Genomic DNA, 19,799 nt, shown 5'->3' with positions numbered 1-19,799 from the left:
TGGTGTTGTTCATTTGAAAAATGTTAGTGAATTTAAAAATTTCAGGCTGATACCTCAAGATGGGTGGTCACTTTTTTCTTATCATATTAGATTAACCGACCAAATTTTTGACGCGTTAGCACCGTTTGTAAATTCCGGAGAATTTAGATACCTCGACCTGTTTGCTGGTTGTGGTGTTTTTGAGGATGATCAGGATAATTCGCTATTTTTACTGTTCGATGATTCTAAGAAGCGAGAAAAAATAATTGAAGTAAGATTATCCCAATCGGCAGATCCGGAGTCATCCTCACCGCTATTGCTATTAGCTGAAAAAATTATCCAGGAATACAAGTTAAATAAGCTTTCAATAGACTAAAAAAATGAAAATTTCAAAAATCTGTATTATCTTCCTCTTGTTGGTTTTTGTATTACCAAGTTGCTTTGCTGATGAATTGCAAGAATCCAAATTAATCCGTCAAATTATGTTAGATCAGGAAAGGGCATGGAATCATGGTGACCTGGTCGGATTTATGAAGGGATACTGGCAATCTGACAAACTTCAGTTTATTGGGAAGAATGGCATTAAAAAGGGATGGAAAACAACCCTTGAAAATTATCAAAAATCTTATCCGACTAAAGAGTTTATGGGGAAACTAAAGTTTACGATTCTCGATGTTGATGTCGAGAATACGACTGCTTTTGTTCTCGGTAAATGGATGCTGAAAAGAGAAAATGATAGCCCACAAGGTTTCTTTACTCTCTATTGGAAAAAAATCAATGGTCAATGGAAAATAGTCATTGACCATTCAAGTTAGCTTATTTGTCCGATTCTTTGTCAAATTTCAATTCAAATCGCTTAAGTTTTTGGGGCTCAAAACGTAAAAGAGATATCGGTAAAAACCGAAAAATCCTTGCCAGTATCACATCCGGAATCGAAGAAATTCTTGTATTGTAATAGGTTACCGCATCATTAAATGATTCTCGCGTTAAGGATATTTCATTTTCCAAATCGACAAGTTGATTCATTAGTTTTATATTGAGTTTATTCGCCTTAAGCTCTGGAGTATTTTCTGCAAGCGCTAAAATATTGGCAAACACTGGTTGTTCCTGAGAGACTCTCTGATCGATTTCCAATATCGATTCTGGGCGTTTTCTATCTTTTCTGAGCTTAACAATTTTCTCGAGTAAAGCTCTCTCATGACTCAAATATTTCTTAATTATTTTCTCAAGGTTTGGAATAAGGTGAGCACGTTTTTGAAGAGATACATCGATGTTGGAGCGATTACGAGTTACCCTTTGTTTCAAAAATACAAGGTCGTTGTAGTGGAGTGTCAGTATTATAAATGACATATAAATTGGTGCTATGGCGGCAGAGATAAAATAATCCAGTGGAGAAAAACTACCATTAATTCCCAAATAAAACAGACAACTGAACAACAGTGAGCTGAACGCGATCGTCAGGGTTCCCATTCCAAAATGAGCCTTGCGCATCATTATCGCCCTTTCCGTCAGGTTTGTTATCAAAAAAGGTGTGTTTTTATTATTTCCTCGAATCTCTAACTGGTCCCCTTTTTCATGATCAATTCTTGCTTCACCGAGCAGATAAATTTTATCTTCCAGACGAATGACTTTCTCTCTATATCTTAGTCTTCCATTTCTTCTTGAGGAATGATGCTTGCTAATCAGTTCGGCATCTTTCGGATTTACTTTAACTTCGCCCCAGGCGTCTTTACATTTGAAGGGTATAGCTTCCTCTCTATCTTCAATGGTCACCCACTTAGCATTTTTTCCGCTTCCACGTCGCTCTTCGACAATGTAGTGGAACCAGACGCAACGACTGGAGGTTAAGGGGCTGGTTAGGTGATTAGACTCAGAGATAGGTTTTACCCGTCCTTTCAATTCGGAAAGTCCTATCATCAAACCTGAAGATTTAGACGTTGGAATATTTTCGATATGACGTTTTAGTCTTATCAGCCGAAAAGCCAACCAGGTGAGAACAGCGCTTATTATCAAGCCTAAGATTCCTACGATATAAGGCATTATTCCAATGGTAGTCGTGCTTTTCGATGCCAAATATTTCGCTTCCAATAGGCGTCTTTGGTTATCGTTGAGATAAGGTTCGATTGGACTAATTTCGACAGAATAAAACCAGGCAATGATATTGCTAGGAAAGCTTTTCAACTGCTTAATAAAATGTCGTTGCTCATAGCCATGATTAACCAGCAGGTGATTAATCTGCTGCTCGACTTCTGATGAAACATCGAGCGGTGATCTTGATAGAAATGCTTGAATATCAGAGGGTAATAGTGTCGAACTTTGATAACCGAGAAGTTTACTGATGCGTATTATTGTTGCTTCCTGTTTTTTCTCCAGCTGTTGCCCCGCATTGACAATGTCTTCATATAAAGTCGTGACGCCAAAATGTGTGATTGGTATTAGTACTGCAAAGGTCAAGATCACTAAAAATGCAATGATTCGATGATTTGATAATGCTACATTGATAAAAAAAGCAGCTAATGCAATTAAGGTAATGCCGCCACAAATTTGCAAAATTAGTGCGATTCCTATGTCAGATCTTTCTTCTTCTTCAGTAAATTTTGATATCAGTGGAATGTATTGTCCTTGCTCAGGAAAATTTAGATAGTGATTTTCATTGGTTTTATTTAAATAGCCAAGAATAAATAGTGTATCACCAGGCTCAATCCTCCATTCTGAATAGCGCTCATTTCCATAGGTTTGGCGATTACTTAACGGCAGGGAAAATTTGAGCTTTTGATCCGCCTGACTGTTAGCCTTTATCATAATGGAACCGCTAGTATCCTTTGCTAGAAAGTCTATCGACTTTTCATGAATGTACTGGGTATCCCAATATCGTTTTCCTTCTGAGTCGGTTTTTTGAATTTCATATTCAACACGATAATAAACACTCGGCACTCTGAAATGCTCACTGGAAATGGTATTCTGACTTTTTGAAACTTCTACTTCGAGTTTGGCTTCACCCGGTAAAGTTGTGGTAATCAAAGTTTTTGGCAGACGCTCTACTTGTTGCAGGTGTTTTATCTGTGCAAAGCCATTTCCGCTAAGGTACCAGCCTGCGATAGCCATAGCGACAGCAATAATACCGGATGCAAGACGTTTAATAATTTCCACTAGCTAGTCCATTTACCTTTGTAAAATCTTAAGTTAACCTGTGTTATAGTTAAATATTCTAGCTTGAAGTACAAGTTTGAATATAATTTATTGTTTACTTCCTTAGCACTATCATCCACAACACTACAAAATATCGATGGCGGAGTAAAATGACTAGTCTAGAGCAGATTGATTATGGTCCATTAGCCTGTCTTGTTGGCGAGTGGCAAGGTTGCAGCGGGATTGATGTTTCTCCAGAAGAAGATGGTAAGGAGATCAACAACTACCGTGAAATTTTGACTTTTCGCCGTGCAGGAGACCTAGATAATGCTGAGACACAAGAGTTGGTTGTTGTTGAATATAGGCAAACAGTGCATCGAATAGATGATGAAAAATTGATTCACCAGGAAAGTGGTTATTATTCCTGGGACAGTGAAAACAGGCAGTTGATAAAGTCTTTTAGCATTCCTCGCGGAATTGCCATTGTCGCTTCAGGAGAGCTGAATTTTTCATCGGAAAAGATGATTTGCTCTCTCAAAGCGGATCACGAAACAGGTATATCTGAGTCTATGTTTATGCAGGAAAACGCGAAGACGCGTTCTTACCTTTTTGAGATGTCGGTGGAAGGAGATAGCCTAACTTACCGTCAATCAATGACTTTAGATATATACGATAGAGAATTTGAGCATACCGATAAACACACACTAAAGAAAATAATGTGAAGACAATAAATATAGTTTCAGTTCTATTCCTGCTTGTGCATTGTTCTTTAGCAAATGCTAATGAAAAAAGTAATCTAAAACCCTTTACCAGTGATGGCTGTTCTTCGTTTCCTGACGGAACAATCAAACATAGAAAGCTCTGGCTTGAGTGCTGCGTTGCCCATGATAAAGCCTACTGGCTTGGAGGTAGTTATCAGCAGCGAAAAAAAGCGGATGAGGAACTAAAACAATGTGTTGAACAAGTAGGTGAAAAGCAGATTGCAAAACTGATGTTAGCAGGAGTCAGAGTCGGTGGCTCTCCTTTTTGGCCAACGAGTTTTCGTTGGGGATATGGTTGGGATTATCCAAGAGGTTACAAAATTCCAACCGAAGCAGAAAAAACGAGAGCAAAAAATTTACTAGAGGCCTATGAAGTTGCTCAGCATAAACTTGACGCGAATGATTCTGTAGACAAAGATCTGATATTGAAACCGGTTAATTCTAATTCAGGTAAGAAGCCTTCATTTTAGCATTCAGCGAAAGCTCGCTCTATCACATAGTCTCCTTGAACACCCATATGTGGACTAATCTCAAAGCCCATTTGGTTGAGGAGTTTACGAGTATCTTCCAGCATGCCTGGACTACCACAAATCATTACGCGATCTGTTTGTGGATTGAGTTGGGGGAGGCCTATATCGCTAGCTAATTGTCCAGAAGTAATTAAGTCAGTGATTCTTCCCTGATTGATAAATTTTTCTCTGGTGACAGATGGGTAGTAGATTAGCTTGTCCTTGGCTAATTCACCAAGATAAGGGTGAGCTGACAATTGATTTTCCAGGAGATTGCGATAAGCAAGATCATCGATATTGCGTACGCCATGGAAAAGTACAATCTTATCGAAGCGAGAATAGACTTCAGGATCGTAGATAATGCTTAAAAACGGCGCTAGTCCGGTGCCTGTAGCGAGCAAATATAAATGTTTACCGGGTCGCAGGTCATCGGTTACCAGCGTACCTGTGGGTTTGCGGCTTACAAATATTTCATCTCCGGGTTTTATAAACTGAAGCCTTGAAGTTAGTTTTCCATTGGGTACTTTGATACTAAAAAATTCAAGGTATTCTTCGTGATTGGCGCTAGCAATGCTATAGGCTCTTAAAACAGGTTTGCTGTCTCCAGGAAGACCAACCATCACGAACTCTCCATTGCGGAAGCGTAAGCTTTGATCTCGCGTAGTTTTAAAACTAAAAAGCTTTTCATTCCAGTGGTGAACGCTAATTACATTCTCGATCGCGATTTTGGCCATAGTTTTTCATTTGCAACATCAATTGAGAAATATTCTTATTTAAATATTACTAAAAGTCAATTAATATTGCATTAGCATTATTAATTGTAAGGTTATTGACTTAAATCTATAAAGCGCTTTGAGAGCCATGTTGTCATCTCGCCAAACCCTTGTCTATTGGTCTATAGTTACACTTAGCCCAGAGTAATACCGTTATAAGTACTTAATTCTAATATGCTAATTCTGCTTGCGAGCTGCAGGTAATGGTTTTCGACAGTAAAGGTTTAAAGTAGAATCGTAATATGCAGCAAGCAAATACCTCAGAATCCTTCCAAAACATTCAGCACCAAAAGTTTGAGCAAGTGCTGAAAAAGTTATTGGCTGCATTGAGCGGACGCCTTGGAGAAAAATTTTTACATGCTTTGGTTGAGAACTTTTGTGAGATTCTGAAGCTGGATTATTCCAGTATTGGTATCTTTGAAAGTGAAGACAAGCTTAACATTAAAACCCTGGCGGTTTTTGCAGGCAAGAAAGCGCAAAACAACTTTTCCTACTCTCTCGCAGGAACACCGTGTGATGCGTCGATAAAAAGTGGTGTGTGTTGTATTACCAATAGTGTTCAAGAGAACTTTCCAGAGGACAAGGACCTGTCCAAAATGGAGGCTGAATCCTATATAGGAGTCGTGCTTAGAGACTCAAAAGGAAAGCCTATCGGTGTTTTGAACGGAATATCCACCCAGGAAATTAATAATGCCACTTTGTTGACCAGTATCTTTCAAGTATTTGCCTTTAGAGTTGCTGCTGAGTTAGAGCGTCAGTCAATTACCCGACATTTGGAAGATGAAGTACTGATCAATCAGGCGCAGCTGGACTCTGTCCCTGCATTAATGTTTATGATTGACCGGGAAGGTCAATTTCTACGTTGGAATCGTTATTTTAGTTCAAAATTTGGTTATAGCACTGACAAAATGAAGAACAAGGATATATTTGGTGCTGTACATGAAAGTGACAGGAAAAGGTTAAAACTTGAACTTGAAAATGTGTTTAACGATGGAGAAGGAACTGTTTATCTTAATGGAATTACTCACGCGGGAGAAGTTGTACCTTTGCTAGCTACCGTCCAGATTGCTGAATACGAGGGAAAATCTGTTATTGTCGGAGTTGGGCTGGACATGACCGAGCAACAAAGTGTCGAAAGAAACTTGCTGCGCTCGCAAGGACGTCTGGCCAGAAAAAACTCCCAGCTTAGTCTAATTAATACACTGGTTGAGAAGTTACACGAAGGGCACAGCGTGAGGCATATTGCACAGGAAATTGTTTCACTATTACGTGTTATTAACGACGGTGCGCTGGTTTTCTTTTCTGTTGTAAGAGGGCAGGAGTTAGAGATTATTGCATCTTCAGGTGCGGATCAAAGAACGGTTAACGCCAGACGAATTTTTCCTTTAGGACAAGTAGATTCGCCGACATCGACCGCAGTTCGCAATCGAAAACTGGAAGTGTTCAGACAGGCGGAGCACGACACTCGCATTAATGAGGATATACGCAAACTCATTGTTCATGAAGGAGTCAAAAGCGGAATAGTAATTCCGTTAATTTATGCCGATAAGGCCTTGGGCGGAGTAACAATAGGGTTTCGCTACGAGTCCGATTTTAGACAGGATGAATTGGAGTTTTATCAAACTATCGGAACCAGTATTTCGCTTGCGCTGAGTAATGCCAGACAGTTTGAATTAATGGAAACTCTCGCGACCTATGATAACTTAACTCGCTTGCCTAATCGAAATGCACTCAATGATGATTGTGCAACTATGATTTCAGCAAGTCGAAAGTCAGAACATTTCTGGGGGCTGGTTTTAGTAGATCTGGATCGATTTAAGGAAATTAATGATACCCTGGATCATCAGATCGGCGATAAGTTGTTACAGTTAATCGGACCGAGAATTAAAGCTGCGATTAACGATGAGCAAGCAAAAATATACAGATTAGGTGGTGACGAGTTCTGTGTTCTCGCTGGATATAAAGTACATCCAGAAGAAATTGGAGCTATTGGTGAGATGATCGATATTGCAATTGCCGAGCCATTTGTTGTCGATGGATTAAATTTGGAGATTAGTTCCAGTATCGGAGTAGTTACCAGTTTGGGCGATCAAAGAACGCCTGCGGAAATGTTACGCTGCGCAGAGCTGGCAATGTATCATGCCAAAAACTCAGGAGGAGGAATTACAGAGTATACCCATGAGCTTGATGCCGATACTGATCAGCGCTTTGTTATCATGGCAGAAATGGCTGAAGCAATTCGAAATGATGATCTGGTTTTACACTACCAGCCTAAATTTGATTTGGCAACCAGAAGAATTATCGGTTGCGAAGCTTTAGTCAGGTGGCAGCATCAAAAGTATGGTTTAATTCCTCCTGCACGATTTATTCCGCTGGTTGAACTAACACAACTTATCCATCCGTTGACATTCTGGGTTATGAAAAATGCAATGGCTCAGATACAACGCTGGAAGAAAGAAGGAATAGAAATTAATGTAGCGATAAATCTTTCAACTCGTAATCTAGCCGATACCAATTTCATCTTTCAATTAGATTCTCTGCTTGGAGAGTACGATGTATCTCCTGGCGAATTTGAATTTGAGTTTACTGAAACTGCATTGATGAGTAATGCCGATGAAGCTCAGGCGCAACTAAAAGCTTTTAAAGCGAGAGGGATTAAGTGTTCGCTGGATGATTATGGAACAGGTTACTCTTCGCTGACCTATATTAAAAAACTACCTTTAGACATTTTAAAAATCGATCGTTCCTTTATTTCGAGGTTGACTGAAGACAGTGCGGATAGAATTATCGCTCAATCAACAATTAATTTGGCTCACAGTCTTGGAATGCAAGTGGTGGCTGAAGGAGTTGAGAATGAAAATACTATGCACGAGCTTGCACGTCAGGGATGTGATTTTATTCAAGGCTACTATATCAGTGAACCGCTGGATGCAGAGAGCTTTGCCAAGCTTTATTGGGAGCACGAGACAAATTGACAAATTAGCAAGAAAGGATTGTTTTTGTCTGACTATTAAAATTTAAGAACCAGGGAAAGTTCGAATGAAAATTGATAAGCAAAACGAGTGAACTTTATTCTGGTAATGATATGAACAATGACCTTTCAAACCTGATTACCTGTGACCTTGGAGGAACTAAACTTCTGGTACGCGTTTGCATTGACGAGCAGTGTATTGATATGAAGTTTGAAACTGGAATTGATTTTTCTCCCCATAATTTATCGTCCATTTTGAAGCAGGTTGAAAAGGAATATCATCTGCATAACTATCCAATTGCGGTCGCTTTTCCCGGTTTACTTGACGGTAAACGCTGCCTACTGAGTAACGTACTGCCTAAATTTAATGATTTTGATTTGAGTAATTTGTCAGACAATGGTCGTCTTTTATTAGCTCTCAACGATGTTGAGGCGGGCACTCATGGAATTATTCAGCAGGAACGAGGAGTTGAAATTTTGATTATGGCTGGTACAGGGATTGGAATGGGTATAGCGATTGATGGTCAGGTTTTTCGTGGCCAGAACGGATTTAGTGGTGAACTGGGTAGTTGTCAGAGTTATATTGATAACTCCCTGACCAGATTGACTGATGTCGCTAGCGGCAAAGGATTAAGAAGTAATCGCGATCTTGATTTGAAACAGGCGGGGGAAAATCTTGGGATGGCTGTTTCCTGGGTAATTAACTGTTTTAATCCTGGACGAATCGTTTTTGCTGGCGGCTTGTTCAACGAGAGTGAATATCAACAAGCATGTTTTACTGCGGCAAAGAAAATGACGCTTGGTCCATCATATGAAAGTTGCCGTCTCGAGCTGGAGCCGGAAATGCACTCCATTGTTGTCCGAGGGCTCGTTAGCGCTATTTCTGTAGAAGACAAGCGTTAAATATATGACACCTATTTTCTAAATTGAGCAAAAAGGCTGAACTCCCAGGGACGAATTGCACCGACAAGACTAACACCCATTCGTTCATTGTGGGGGAGATTGGAATCTTTTTTGGCGAGCTCATTAAAGTCGGCAATCAATTTCTCGATTTTCTGATGCATCATCAATATACTGGAGCGTGATAGCATACCTGAACCAAATTTCATACACTCATCACTTTTTGAGAAGCGAGATTGGAAAAATTCTTTTCGGATGGTTTTATTAAATAACTTTTCAATAGCGCCATTTTTTCGCCAGCGAAAATTTCTGGAAGTTAACAGTTTGACCCGATTTCCTGGCAATAGATCGATAAACTTAATTCGGTCGAGATGGGCAAGCAGCTGTACACCCTCGTGTTCATCGATATTGTAGTAAGTCTTGATCGTATTAAAGTCAAAATCATTAAGTAGCATATAAGCCATAAAAAGCAACTTGGGTTGCTTGACAAACTCGGCTTCTTGCTCTTCGGTGAGTTCCTGGATCTGGTTTTGTTGTTGTTCTGCAATTTTGGCCAGATCACAAAGTTCCATATTCATCATTTGACAAACTTGATCAAGTCGTTGCAGTGAAATATTTTCTTCAGAAAATATTCGTTTAACGCTAGCCTCACTTAGGTCCAGGTGCTTCGCAACGTCAGCATAGGTAAGCCCTTTATTTTTAAGGCAGGTTTTAAGCGTTTGCAAAAACAGTGTAGTCTGTTCCATTTTGAATTGCTCCGGCAGTATTTGAAAGCGTCCACTTTTGCAGAATACCACTAGCAGAGGGTTGTCGCCACAAACAACTTTGACTTATGAGGCGATGCTGATTAGAGTGACAGGTTGCAAATAAATGAGCGGAATGATTGGCTAACAATTAATGAAAATTTTATTGGTATATAATCCTCAAGCAGGTAATGGCCGGGCTAAAGCATTGCTCCCCGAGGTAGAGTCCTATCTTGCTGGCAGTGGCCTGATAACCGAAATACTGTTAACCGAAAGGGCAGGGCATGCAACAGAGCTGGTAGCCACAACCGATTTATCACAATACGATGCACTTATTGCTTCCGGTGGAGATGGAACCTTGTTCGAAGTCATTAATGGATATTATCGTAATGAAAGAAACCGTAAACCGCCAATTGGGTTGATACCGAACGGTACGGGTAATGCTTTTATGAAAGATTTGGGGCTTCACAAGTCCGACTGGAAAAAAGCAATAGACACAATTGTAAGGGCTAAAACGCGGGCATTGGATGTAGGACGCTTCGAGACGCAAGGAGAAGTTCATTATTTTCTCAATATAGTTGGGATGGGATTTGTGACAGATGTAGCTGAAGCTGCAACACCATTAAAGTGGATGGGAAATGGAGCCTATACCGCTGCAACCTTAAAGAAATTGATCGGATTAAAAAGCCAGCGTTACGAAATTGAAGTGGATGGCAAGACTTTAAAGCGTGATGGTGTTTTTGTTGAGGTGGCTAATTCTCGCTTTACCGGAACGACTTTTCTGATGGCTCCGAAAGCGAAGCTAGATGATGGACTTCTAGATCTGGTCTTACTAAACAATATTTCAAGACTTAAATTACTCAGGTTGTTTACCAGTATTTATGACGGTTCCCACATTAACTACCCGGAAATTGAATACATTCAGGGAAAAAAGATAAGGGTAACTGAAGAGAGGCCTGGTAAATTAATTCCCGATGGCGAAGTAATGGGAAGTACGCCAGTCAGTTTTGAATGTCTCCATCGAGATATCGAGTTTTTATGGCCGGATGATGAGTATCAATCCAATTGAGATTAATTAGTCAATGAACTAAAGTCGATTTGATTTTTAGCATTATAAGTCGTACATTGAAAATAGAACAACCAATCCAGTAGTACGGTCTTTCTAACCGTCTTTGTAGGGAATCCTTAGGTACTCTGTTCTCTACTAGTACGGTTGGCAATTAAAAAAAATAAAGGCCGTTGGTGCCGTCCATTACTTTTGAATCAAGTCGGTAAGTAAGGCGGCGTAAACTTCTGGACCTATTATTTTTTGGGGAATTCATCAGCACTATTTTTATGCCCCGAACTGTGGTTCTTAGGTCCTCAGGATCAATATCTGCTTTCCAGGCTTTCGAGCTTAAACAGAATGTTGACTCATAACCATGTAGGGCTATCAATATGCAAATAGGTGTTGTCAAAGAAAGCGTTGCCAACGAGTCGAGAGTTGCAGCGTCACCATCCAGTATCAGTCAACTGATAAAACTCAATTTTTCTGTCACCGTTGAATCTGGTGCCGGAGACAAGGCAAGTTTTTCCGATTCAATGTATGAAGAAGCCGGGGCGATAGTTTCTAGTGCAGAATCTGCCTGGCAATCAGATATCTTGTTAAAGGTTAATCCGCCAAGTGACGGCGAAGTTGAAAAAATGAAAGAAGGAGCCACTCTGATTGGCTTTTTCTGGCCGGCGCAAAATGAGGAGTTAATGAAGAAGCTGGCGAATAGAAAAATTAATGTGTTGGCGATGGATTCAGTACCACGTATTTCCAGAGCACAATCAATGGATGCTCTCAGCTCTATGGCAAACATTGCAGGATATCGAGCGGTCGTGGAAGCATCCCATTGTTTCGGTAGTTTCTTTACCGGTCAGATTACTGCCGCGGGGAAAGTACCACCAGCCAAAGTACTTATCATAGGGGCTGGAGTCGCAGGGTTAGCCGCCATTGGTACAGCTGGAAGTTTGGGGGCGATTGTGCGCGCGTTTGATACTCGACCCGAAGTTAAAGAGCAGATTGAAAGCATGGGAGCTGAGTTTCTGGAGCTTGACTTTGAAGAGGAAGCTGGCAGTGGTGATGGTTACGCCAAAGTCATGAGCAAAGAATTTATTGAAGCGGAAATGGCACTTTTTGCGGAGCAAGCGAAAGATGTCGATATTATTATTACTACTGCCATGATTCCGGGTAAACCAGCTCCTAAGCTGATCACTGAAGATATGGTTCGTTCAATGAAGCGAGGGAGTGTGATTGTTGATTTGGCAGCGCTCGGCGGAGGTAATTGTGAGCTCACTGAAGAAGGAAAGGCGGTGGAAGTCGATGGCGTCACTATCATCGGCTATTCCGACATGCCGGCGCGCTTGCCGACCCAGTCATCACAACTTTATGCCAATAATTTGCTGAATCTTCTCAAGTTGCTAACACCACAAAAAAATGGGCAAATCGAACTTAATTTTGATGATGAAGTGATTCGTAATGTGACGGTTACCAAACAAGGAGAGATTACCTGGCCACCGCCTCCTGTAAAAGTGAGTGCTGCTCCAGCTCCCAAGAAAGAGGCTCCTACACCGGTAGCAAAAAAAGAAGAGAAATCTGCTTCTGGTATGGGAAAGAGCATAACAATGCTGATAGGAGCAAGTTTCTACGTTTGGCTAGCTTCGGTTGCACCACCAGATTTTATGCAGCACTTTACCGTGTTTATCCTGGCCTGCATTATTGGATACTATGTGGTTTGGAATGTGACTCACGCATTACATACCCCATTGATGAGTGTAACAAATGCCATTAGCGGCATTATTGTCGTCGGTGCCATACTACAAATTTCAAGTACGACACCTCTGGTCATGTGGATCGCAGTGTTCGCGGTATTGATAGCCTTTATCAATGTGGTTGGTGGCTTTGTTGTTACCAAGCGGATGCTAAAGATGTTCCGGAAGGAGGACTAGGCCATGGAAAATTTACTCAATGATGTTTTGGGGCAAGGTAATAACATGGCTCTTTTTAATGCAGCTTATTTTGTTGCTGCGATTCTTTTCATTTTTAGTCTCGCCGGGCTAAGTAAACAGGAGTCAGCCGAACACGGTGTCTGGTACGGAATTATCGGAATGCTGATTGCTCTGACAGCTACCATATTAAGTCCACAAGTGACTAACTTGCAGTACCTGATCATAGCCATGGCAATAGGAGGTGCTATAGGTGTTCGTTTTGCGGTAAAAGTGGAAATGACCCAGATGCCCGAGCTGGTTGCTATGTTGCACAGTTTCGTTGGTCTGGCTGCGGTTGCAGTTGGCTACAACAGCTTTTTGGAACATGGCGAATTAGCTGGCATGATGAAAAGTATTCATCTGGTCGAAGTTTTTCTTGGGGTATTTATCGGTGCGGTTACTTTTACCGGCTCTGTAGTTGCTTTTGGGAAGCTGCGCGGCATGATTTCCAGTTCTCCTCTGATGTTGCCACATCGGCACAAAATGAATTTGCTAGCTGGCATTGTCAGCTTCGCTTTGATGGTTTACTTCGTGCAGCAGGAAGGTCATATGACCTCTCTCATTGTGATGACGGTGATTGCGTTGATATTTGGCTGGCATTTGGTCGCATCTATCGGTGGTGCCGATATGCCGGTGGTGGTTTCCATGCTCAACTCTTATTCGGGATGGGCGGCCGCTGCTGCAGGCTTTATGCTTGGGAATGATCTGTTGATTGTTACCGGCGCTCTGGTTGGCTCATCGGGTGCCATTTTGAGTTATATCATGTGTCGTGCGATGAATCGTTCGTTTATCAGCGTTATTGCAGGCGGCTTTGGCCAGGAAGTAACTATCAGTAGCGATCAGGATTATGGCGACTATGTGGAAACTTCCGCTGAAGAAGTTGCTGAAATGCTGAAAAATGCCAAGTCTGTGATTATCACTCCTGGTTATGGTATGGCGGTAGCTCAAGCTCAGTATCCGGTTTATGACATTACTAAGAAACTCAGAGATAAAGGCGTTAATGTTCGTTTCGGCATTCATCCTGTTGCTGGAAGATTGCCCGGTCATATGAATGTATTATTGGCTGAAGCCAAAGTTCCTTATGATATAGTTCTCGAGATGGATGAAATCAATGATGACTTTGATGATACTGACGTAGTGTTGGTGATTGGCGCGAATGATACGGTCAATCCTTCAGCCGCCGAAGATCCCAACTCTCCGATTGCAGGGATGCCGGTATTGGAAGTATGGAATGCAAGACATGTGGTTTGCTTTAAACGTTCGATGAATCCAGGTTATGCTGGCGTACAGAATCCACTCTTCTTTAAAGATAACTCGAGTATGTTATTTGGAGATGCCAAGGATAGTGTTGAGGCGATTGCTAGAGCAATATAATGCGCTGGCAACTGACTTATTGAGAAATCAGGCTAAAACAAAAACGGTAAAGGACATTCCTTTACCGTTTTTTTTTCGCATGACTGGATTAGAGATCAACTTCCTGGCGAATCATGTCTCTAATTTGAGCTTTGTTGTCAGTACTTTTTTGGTTATTGAGTTGAGTAATCGGTGAATAGTAACTATAGATAGACTTCTCACTAACCCTTCCGAAGGAATTTCCATTGGTATCTACAAATCGTCTTGCGTTGATATAACTGCTGAAGTCAGAGTTTACATCATTAACTAATAAAGCCAGATAGCTTAAACGAAGTTCTCCGTCAGCCATCATTGATTCGATATCAGCGGTATTCGGTGGTATCTGTACACTTGTTCCAACAGACGTGTAGATATAATGCCTGATGGTTTGAGAGCCGCTAACATATATTCGACTAACCAAAGCCATATTAAATGGCGTTGTACTATCCGTTTGCCAAGTTACCAGGCCTGTATCATCAGCTACATTAACGTCGATATAGCTTCCTGTTGCCATGTCTCCCATTGATTCAGCATTGCTGGATTGCTGTCGTGAAGCTCTTTGTCGAGTCGCGTAGATTTCAGCAATTGTACCGTTATTGAAGGTTCCTTGAATTTCGACATATTTCTGAAAGAAGTGGTAGTCGGGCATCAAGTCAGAAAATGGAAAATAAGTATTCTCGCTCGCACTATGGCTACCATATAGATAGCTTTGTTCATTAAAGTACAACGAATGAGTCAAAGTATATGCTGTTCCGATATCTGGCTTGCTTGCAGACAAACTGACTTGATCGAGAAGAATCGAATTCGGACCTGCTGTATCAATCGATGGCTGAGAATCTACGCCATAAATTACTCTGTCGTCATAACCTTCAAGCTCTGCTGTCGCTATAAGTGGCTGGGCAGAAAAGTCATCATTGCAAAGCTGGGAATCGGTGAAATCAATCGTATTTCCAGATGTTGAGTAATAGCCACCGTTGATATTCAGGCCGGCTTCTAGCCCGGCACTCCTTATTTCTGCGATATAGTTATCGCCAGAAACTGTTCCTTCTAACTCGAAAGAATCACAAGTGCAAGAGTCGTTAGTGAAAGCATCTCCCGAAGACAAAACAATCATGTTGTAATCATCAGCTTTAAGCTCAGTAAAGCTATAACTTCGAATATTATTGTTCGCATCGGTAGCATTAAGAGTAAAAGAAACCAGGCTGGACTCTTCGACGTCTAGCTCAATTTTTCCCTCTGCGTCAGATGTTAAACGAGTGTAACCAGTAGAAGGATTACTATTTGGCGATTCGTTATAAATAAGAAATTCAACGCCTTCTAAAGGAGATACCTGACCGCAATTGTTCTCTTGCAAAGCTTTAAAGCTAAATGCCGGCGGAGGCGGTGGTGTTGTATTGTCATCTTCCGGTTCCGGAGAGGATGAGCCTCCTCCGCAAGCAATTGTTAACCCCAGAAAGAGGCTGGAAAGTCCAGTCGCTATATATTTCATTATTTCAATCCCTATAAATAGACTAAATAAATATGTCAGATATTTGCTGTTTTATTAGACGCAAGGATACTAAAACCTTTATTCTCCCTTTGCAATATTTCTTCTTGGTAGTATTTACTTGTTTATATAACGTGTTTAATTAGGTATTTTTCTGGTACTTATCATAAGTCCACAGATATGAATTGCTTTCCTGAATTGGCAAAGATAGAGAGGTTCTGTTTTCTCTGTTATGCTTACCGAATAAGTTTGAAATAAGACCTTCAAACCCAATTTCTCTAGCCTGTATCCATACAATAATTCGAAAAAATCAGGAGTTCCCTTTGTCTGATACTCAATCATCCCATGGCATACTTCGGCACGGCCCTTATCCGGAGCTTTCATATCCAGCTGTATTTGTCGGTTATCTGTTGGGCTCAATTTTGGCGTTAAGTATTGGTTACGCCTCATTAAAACTGGGTTTTTCCATTGAAGGTTCTGAGCTGGCCGCCATTTTGGGTTTTGGAATTTTACGCGGTCTGATGCGTAGAAATTCCATTATTGAAAATAACGTCACGCAAACAATCGCTAGTGCGGTCAATGGCGCATCCAGCGGTATGATGTTTTCCGTGCCAGCTTTGTTTATCCTCGGTCAACCTAACTTTGATCCTTATCTGATGGTATTTGGCTGTATCGCCGGAGCTTTTCTCGGGATTGCATTTATTATTCCTTTGCGTAAACAAATGATTGACTACGAACGACTCACCTATCCAGGTGGCGTTGCGGTTGCGACAATTTTGAAATCTCCCGGTGCCGGAATTCGCAAAGCCCAATTACTGATTGGAGCTGCGGTTTTTAGTGGGTTAATTCATTTTGTTGTTAAAGCCTACATGGGAGATGATAACTATAATTTTGGTGCAGCGCTTAATATGCCAGAGTATATGAATGGGATTATCTACGTATCATTACTCACTATCGGGGTTGGCTATATTGCCGGTAAAGGCGGCGTTGCTTTTATCATTGGCGGTTTTGTTTGTTACTGGTTTTTGGCGCCAATGCTTTCTGGTTTTGATTTGCTACCCACCACTTCTGATGGTTCAGTAGTGACTGATCCCAACGCTCTTAGAGTTAGTCTTTTCCGTCCGACAGGGATAGGTATGCTTATCGGCGGCGCGGTTACCGGGATAATCATGGCGTTGCCACTAATCATCAGTGCGATTCGTTCAATGCAAAGTGCGGCTAAATCAGGAGCATCTCTGTCACGCGATGAAATGCCAATTAAGCTGCTTTATGCAGCGGTTATCGGTGCAGTGATTTTGTTAATCATTATGGCTATTCAATCCACTGAACAAATGGGGTGGATGCGCGGGCTGACTATGGCGATTGTCGGAACTCTCTGGATCTGGATCGCCGGTGTCATTTTATCTGAATGTATTGGGCGAACTAACTGGTCGCCTTTAAGCGGTATGACACTAATCGCTGTGACAATATTGATATTTATCGCAAGTGGACTGGGGAGAGCTGACGCAATTGTAGCTGCTGTAATGGTTGGGGCTGCCTGTTGTGTGGCCATGTCGCAGGCAACGGATCTGATGCTGGATTTAAAAACAGGCTATCTGGTTGGAGCTACCCCTAAGCAGCAACAAATGGGGCAGTTTTTGGGGGCGTGGCTGGGGCCGATTCTAATCATGGTGCTTATTTTTATTCTACATGAAGCCTACGGACTGGGAAGTGATGAGCTTCCTGCACCACAAGGTCAGGCGCTAGCTTCAATGGTTGAAGGTATTCTAGGCGGCGATGTTCCAATTGAGAAGTATCTGGCAGGTGCGGGTCTGGGGGCTTTACTAAGTGCCACTTCCGGTGGTCTGGGAATTACTGTTGGACTGGGTTTTTATTTGCCTTTTAGTATTGTTGTTGCTTACGCCATTGGTACCTTGATTCGGGTGGTAAGTGACTGGAAAATGCCTGAGTCTTTTTCGCATGATATTGGTATTCCTGTTGCGGCGGGATTAATTGTCGGTGAAGCATTAGTCGGTGTCGGTTTTGCCGTGGTAAAAATTATTGAAGGCTTATAGGAGTAAATGGCATGAAACTAGTAGGATACATTCTCATTACTGCAAGCTTTCTGTGTGGTGCATTTTTATCATCACTTGATCCTGTTGAAGTGAATTGGACCTATTTTCTTCCAGGGCTAATTGTTGGTGCTGTTGGACTGGCGATGGTAAAGAGCGAACACAAAAAAGCCGCCAAAGCAGATCATAAGTTAGGCGATGATTTAAAAATTATGGATAAGAGCTTGCACAATATTGTCGCAAATCTGAAAGACCTCTTTGAACAGAAAGAGTCCTTGCCAACTTATGAAGCAAGATTTGAAATCGATATACGGTTTCGCGAAGATCTGGATAATTTTGCTGAGGTGAGAGAGTCAATGCGACACCTGTTCGGTTTACAAAATTATGCAGATATAATGTCCGCATTTGCCGCCGGTGAGCGATATGTTAATCGTGTTTGGTCCGCTTCAACAGATGGTTATGTGGATGAGGTCAAAGCCTACCTGGAGAAAGCTTACGCACAGTTTGTAGAAGCGCAGGAAATATTTGACCAGATAAAAAACAAGGGCTGAAAAACGTTACTTCTTTTCAAATTCGATGATAAATTGATTCTGGAAGAAATTTTAACAACCAGGCGATTAGCCTCCATCGTCTGGTCACATAGCAATTGCTTTTTTTTCTGTCGATAGCTGTTTTAATCTGCTTGGCTGCTTTGCCGACAGGTGCTACCCAAAACAAACCATTCCCTTGCGCCATGTCAGTCTCGACAAAACCTGGTTTAATATCGGTTACATAGATGTTATTGGATGAACGAGAAAATCTTTTCCTCAGGCCTTGCAAATAGCTGGAAATGTAGGCTTTCGAAGCTGCATAAGCTGGTGCGACATTGCTACCCCTTAAAGCATTAATAGAGGAAATACCAACTAAATGACCATGTCCCTGTTTTAAAAAATAGTTTGCAGCAAAGTCGGCCAGAGCGGTAAAACCAGTGACGTTAACCTCGATAGTTTGAGCTTCTATAGCAAAGTCTAATTTTCGATTTATTCGACCGGTACCTGCATTAAGAATAATAATGTCTACACCATTCATTTGTCCGATCAAATGCTCTAACTGGATCATTGCTTGTTGCGGATGGGTGAGATCCATCTGGTTAATAAAAGCTCTACCGAGGTGCAAGTGTTGAAAAGCAGTGAGTCTGTCCAGACGTCGTCCGGTAACACCAACCATATAGCCACTCTTAGCGTAAAGGTGGGCTAAGGCTTCTCCTATTCCTGAAGTGGCGCCGATAATAATGACTTTGCGCCTATCGCCTGATGAACTGTGACTATTGTCCATAATTTTGATTTTCATCCCATTCTTTATGCTGTTGATAGAGCGCTTTCTGGATTGCAATATAATCATCTAGCGAACGGCCATCAATTTCTTGATAGTTGTTTCCGGTTTCCTGCAATGATTCAATGCGATCAACGCGGAATGCTCTAAATGCTTCCCTGAGTTCGCACCAGGCTACCATCGTCCAGACTTTTCCCCAGTAGTACATTCCCAGTGGCCATAGTTTTCTTTGTGAAACTTGATCGTCTAGCTTGCGATAAGTGATAAGTACAATACATTTCTTGTTAATTGCCTGACGCAGTTTTTCAAAGTTATCTTTGTGTGAGTTGGGTATTGCAAAGGTCGGAACAAATAATTTGCTCGATTCTATATTAGACTGGAGCTCCCGAGGGACGACTGCTTCAATTTTTTCCAACGCCGACTTCGCCGCCTTGTCCAGCTTGTTGCCGCTCCAGGCTGTAATCATCTTTACTCCCAAAACAATCGCTTCCAGTTCGTCTGGGTTAAACATTATGGGAGGAATATCCAGTGAGTGTCTGAGCATATAGCCGACACCAGCCTCACTTTCTATGGGGACTCCTGACAAACTTAAGTCCTGGATATCGCGGTAGATGGTTCTTTCAGAGACTTCCAGGCGTTCAGCCAGCTGTGCCGCAGTAACAAGGCGTTTATTTCGCAGAATCTGAGTTATCTGGAATAGTCGGTCAGCGCGTCGCATAGGCTTTTTAATTACAGTAATGAAAGTAGAACATTCTAGCCGGTGTTGTGGATGAACAAAAGCT

17 protein-coding genes are annotated in these 19,799 nt (G+C 41.6%); 11 read left to right on the top strand and 6 right to left on the bottom strand.

Features of this window, described 5'->3' with window-relative positions; all coding sequences use genetic code 11:
• Positions 1 to 13 precede the first annotated feature (13 nt).
• Positions 14 to 355: a hypothetical protein gene (locus IYN84_RS10030; RefSeq protein WP_196139061.1), complete on the top strand. Its 342-nt coding sequence runs from the start codon at positions 14 to 16 to the stop codon at positions 353 to 355.
• Positions 356 to 359: 4 nt separating this feature from the next.
• A complete protein-coding gene (locus IYN84_RS10025; RefSeq protein ID WP_196139060.1) occupies positions 360 to 794 on the top strand; it encodes a DUF4440 domain-containing protein in 435 nt (144 codons plus the stop codon).
• A gap of 1 nt (position 795) precedes the next feature.
• Here IYN84_RS10025 and IYN84_RS21680 read toward each other — a convergent pair whose 3' ends face one another.
• Positions 796 to 3,129: a LemA family protein gene (locus IYN84_RS21680; RefSeq protein WP_196139059.1), complete on the bottom strand. Its 2,334-nt coding sequence runs from the start codon at positions 3,127 to 3,129 to the stop codon at positions 796 to 798.
• Between the two features lie 149 nt (positions 3,130 to 3,278).
• Between IYN84_RS21680 and IYN84_RS10015 the strand changes: the two genes are divergently transcribed.
• Together IYN84_RS10015 and IYN84_RS10010 are read left to right on the top strand one after the other, a co-directional pair.
• Positions 3,279 to 3,830, top strand: coding sequence for a heme-binding beta-barrel domain-containing protein (locus IYN84_RS10015; RefSeq protein WP_196139058.1), 552 nt, complete (start codon positions 3,279 to 3,281; stop codon positions 3,828 to 3,830).
• Positions 3,827 to 4,339, top strand: coding sequence for a hypothetical protein (locus IYN84_RS10010; protein ID WP_196139057.1), 513 nt, complete (start codon positions 3,827 to 3,829; stop codon positions 4,337 to 4,339). The genes IYN84_RS10015 and IYN84_RS10010 overlap by 4 nt, the downstream gene beginning before the upstream one ends.
• On the opposite strand, the gene IYN84_RS10005 is transcribed toward IYN84_RS10010, so the two are convergent.
• Positions 4,336 to 5,112: a ferredoxin--NADP reductase gene (locus IYN84_RS10005; RefSeq protein ID WP_196139056.1), complete on the bottom strand. Its 777-nt coding sequence runs from the start codon at positions 5,110 to 5,112 to the stop codon at positions 4,336 to 4,338. The two genes, IYN84_RS10010 and IYN84_RS10005, sit on opposite strands and share 4 nt — an antisense overlap.
• A gap of 281 nt (positions 5,113 to 5,393) precedes the next feature.
• Here IYN84_RS10005 and IYN84_RS10000 point away from each other — a divergent pair, with 281 nt between their 5' ends.
• Together IYN84_RS10000 and IYN84_RS09995 are read left to right on the top strand one after the other, a co-directional pair.
• Positions 5,394 to 8,126, top strand: a complete 2,733-nt coding sequence (locus IYN84_RS10000; protein WP_196139055.1) for an EAL domain-containing protein — start codon at positions 5,394 to 5,396, stop codon at positions 8,124 to 8,126.
• 110 nt (positions 8,127 to 8,236) lie between these two features.
• Positions 8,237 to 9,025 carry an ROK family protein gene (locus tag IYN84_RS09995; protein WP_196139054.1) on the top strand — a complete coding sequence of 263 codons (789 nt, stop codon included), beginning with the start codon at positions 8,237 to 8,239 and terminating at the stop codon, positions 9,023 to 9,025.
• Positions 9,026 to 9,036: 11 nt separating this feature from the next.
• Here IYN84_RS09995 and IYN84_RS09990 read toward each other — a convergent pair whose 3' ends face one another.
• A complete protein-coding gene (locus IYN84_RS09990) occupies positions 9,037 to 9,768 on the bottom strand; it encodes a helix-turn-helix transcriptional regulator (RefSeq protein ID WP_196139053.1) in 732 nt (243 codons plus the stop codon).
• 151 nt (positions 9,769 to 9,919) lie between these two features.
• Between IYN84_RS09990 and IYN84_RS09985 the strand changes: the two genes are divergently transcribed.
• The 3 genes from IYN84_RS09985 to pntB all read left to right on the top strand — a co-directional run bounded on the left by IYN84_RS09985 (position 9,920) and on the right by pntB (position 14,151).
• Positions 9,920 to 10,834: a diacylglycerol kinase family protein gene (locus IYN84_RS09985; protein ID WP_196139052.1), complete on the top strand. Its 915-nt coding sequence runs from the start codon at positions 9,920 to 9,922 to the stop codon at positions 10,832 to 10,834.
• A gap of 368 nt (positions 10,835 to 11,202) precedes the next feature.
• Positions 11,203 to 12,738, top strand: a complete 1,536-nt coding sequence (locus IYN84_RS09980; RefSeq protein ID WP_196139051.1) for a Re/Si-specific NAD(P)(+) transhydrogenase subunit alpha — start codon at positions 11,203 to 11,205, stop codon at positions 12,736 to 12,738.
• 3 nt (positions 12,739 to 12,741) lie between these two features.
• The gene (pntB, locus tag IYN84_RS09975) at positions 12,742 to 14,151 is read left to right on the top strand and encodes a Re/Si-specific NAD(P)(+) transhydrogenase subunit beta (RefSeq protein WP_210330372.1); all 1,410 of its coding nucleotides are present in this window, start codon (positions 12,742 to 12,744) and stop codon (positions 14,149 to 14,151) included.
• 88 nt (positions 14,152 to 14,239) lie between these two features.
• On the opposite strand, the gene IYN84_RS09970 is transcribed toward pntB, so the two are convergent.
• The gene (locus IYN84_RS09970; protein WP_196139050.1) at positions 14,240 to 15,658 is read right to left on the bottom strand and encodes a hypothetical protein; all 1,419 of its coding nucleotides are present in this window, start codon (positions 15,656 to 15,658) and stop codon (positions 14,240 to 14,242) included.
• Positions 15,659 to 15,978: 320 nt separating this feature from the next.
• On the opposite strand from IYN84_RS09970, the gene IYN84_RS09965 reads away from it, so the two are divergent.
• Both IYN84_RS09965 and IYN84_RS09960 read left to right on the top strand, forming a co-directional pair.
• Positions 15,979 to 17,709, top strand: coding sequence for an OPT family oligopeptide transporter (locus IYN84_RS09965; protein WP_196139049.1), 1,731 nt, complete (start codon positions 15,979 to 15,981; stop codon positions 17,707 to 17,709).
• Between the two features lie 11 nt (positions 17,710 to 17,720).
• Positions 17,721 to 18,257, top strand: coding sequence for a hypothetical protein (locus IYN84_RS09960; RefSeq protein WP_196139048.1), 537 nt, complete (start codon positions 17,721 to 17,723; stop codon positions 18,255 to 18,257).
• 16 nt (positions 18,258 to 18,273) lie between these two features.
• On the opposite strand, the gene IYN84_RS09955 is transcribed toward IYN84_RS09960, so the two are convergent.
• Both IYN84_RS09955 and IYN84_RS09950 read right to left on the bottom strand, forming a co-directional pair.
• Positions 18,274 to 19,035: an SDR family NAD(P)-dependent oxidoreductase gene (locus tag IYN84_RS09955; protein ID WP_210330371.1), complete on the bottom strand. Its 762-nt coding sequence runs from the start codon at positions 19,033 to 19,035 to the stop codon at positions 18,274 to 18,276.
• Positions 19,010 to 19,735, bottom strand: a complete 726-nt coding sequence (locus IYN84_RS09950) for a YafY family protein (protein WP_196139047.1) — start codon at positions 19,733 to 19,735, stop codon at positions 19,010 to 19,012. The genes IYN84_RS09955 and IYN84_RS09950 overlap by 26 nt, the downstream gene beginning before the upstream one ends.
• Positions 19,736 to 19,799: the final 64 nt, after the last annotated feature.

It is taken from the genome of Aliikangiella sp. G2MR2-5 (genome assembly GCF_015687155.1).
Lineage (GTDB): Bacteria > Pseudomonadota > Gammaproteobacteria > Enterobacterales > Kangiellaceae > Aliikangiella.
This window is presented reverse-complemented; position numbering and strand designations above follow the sequence as displayed.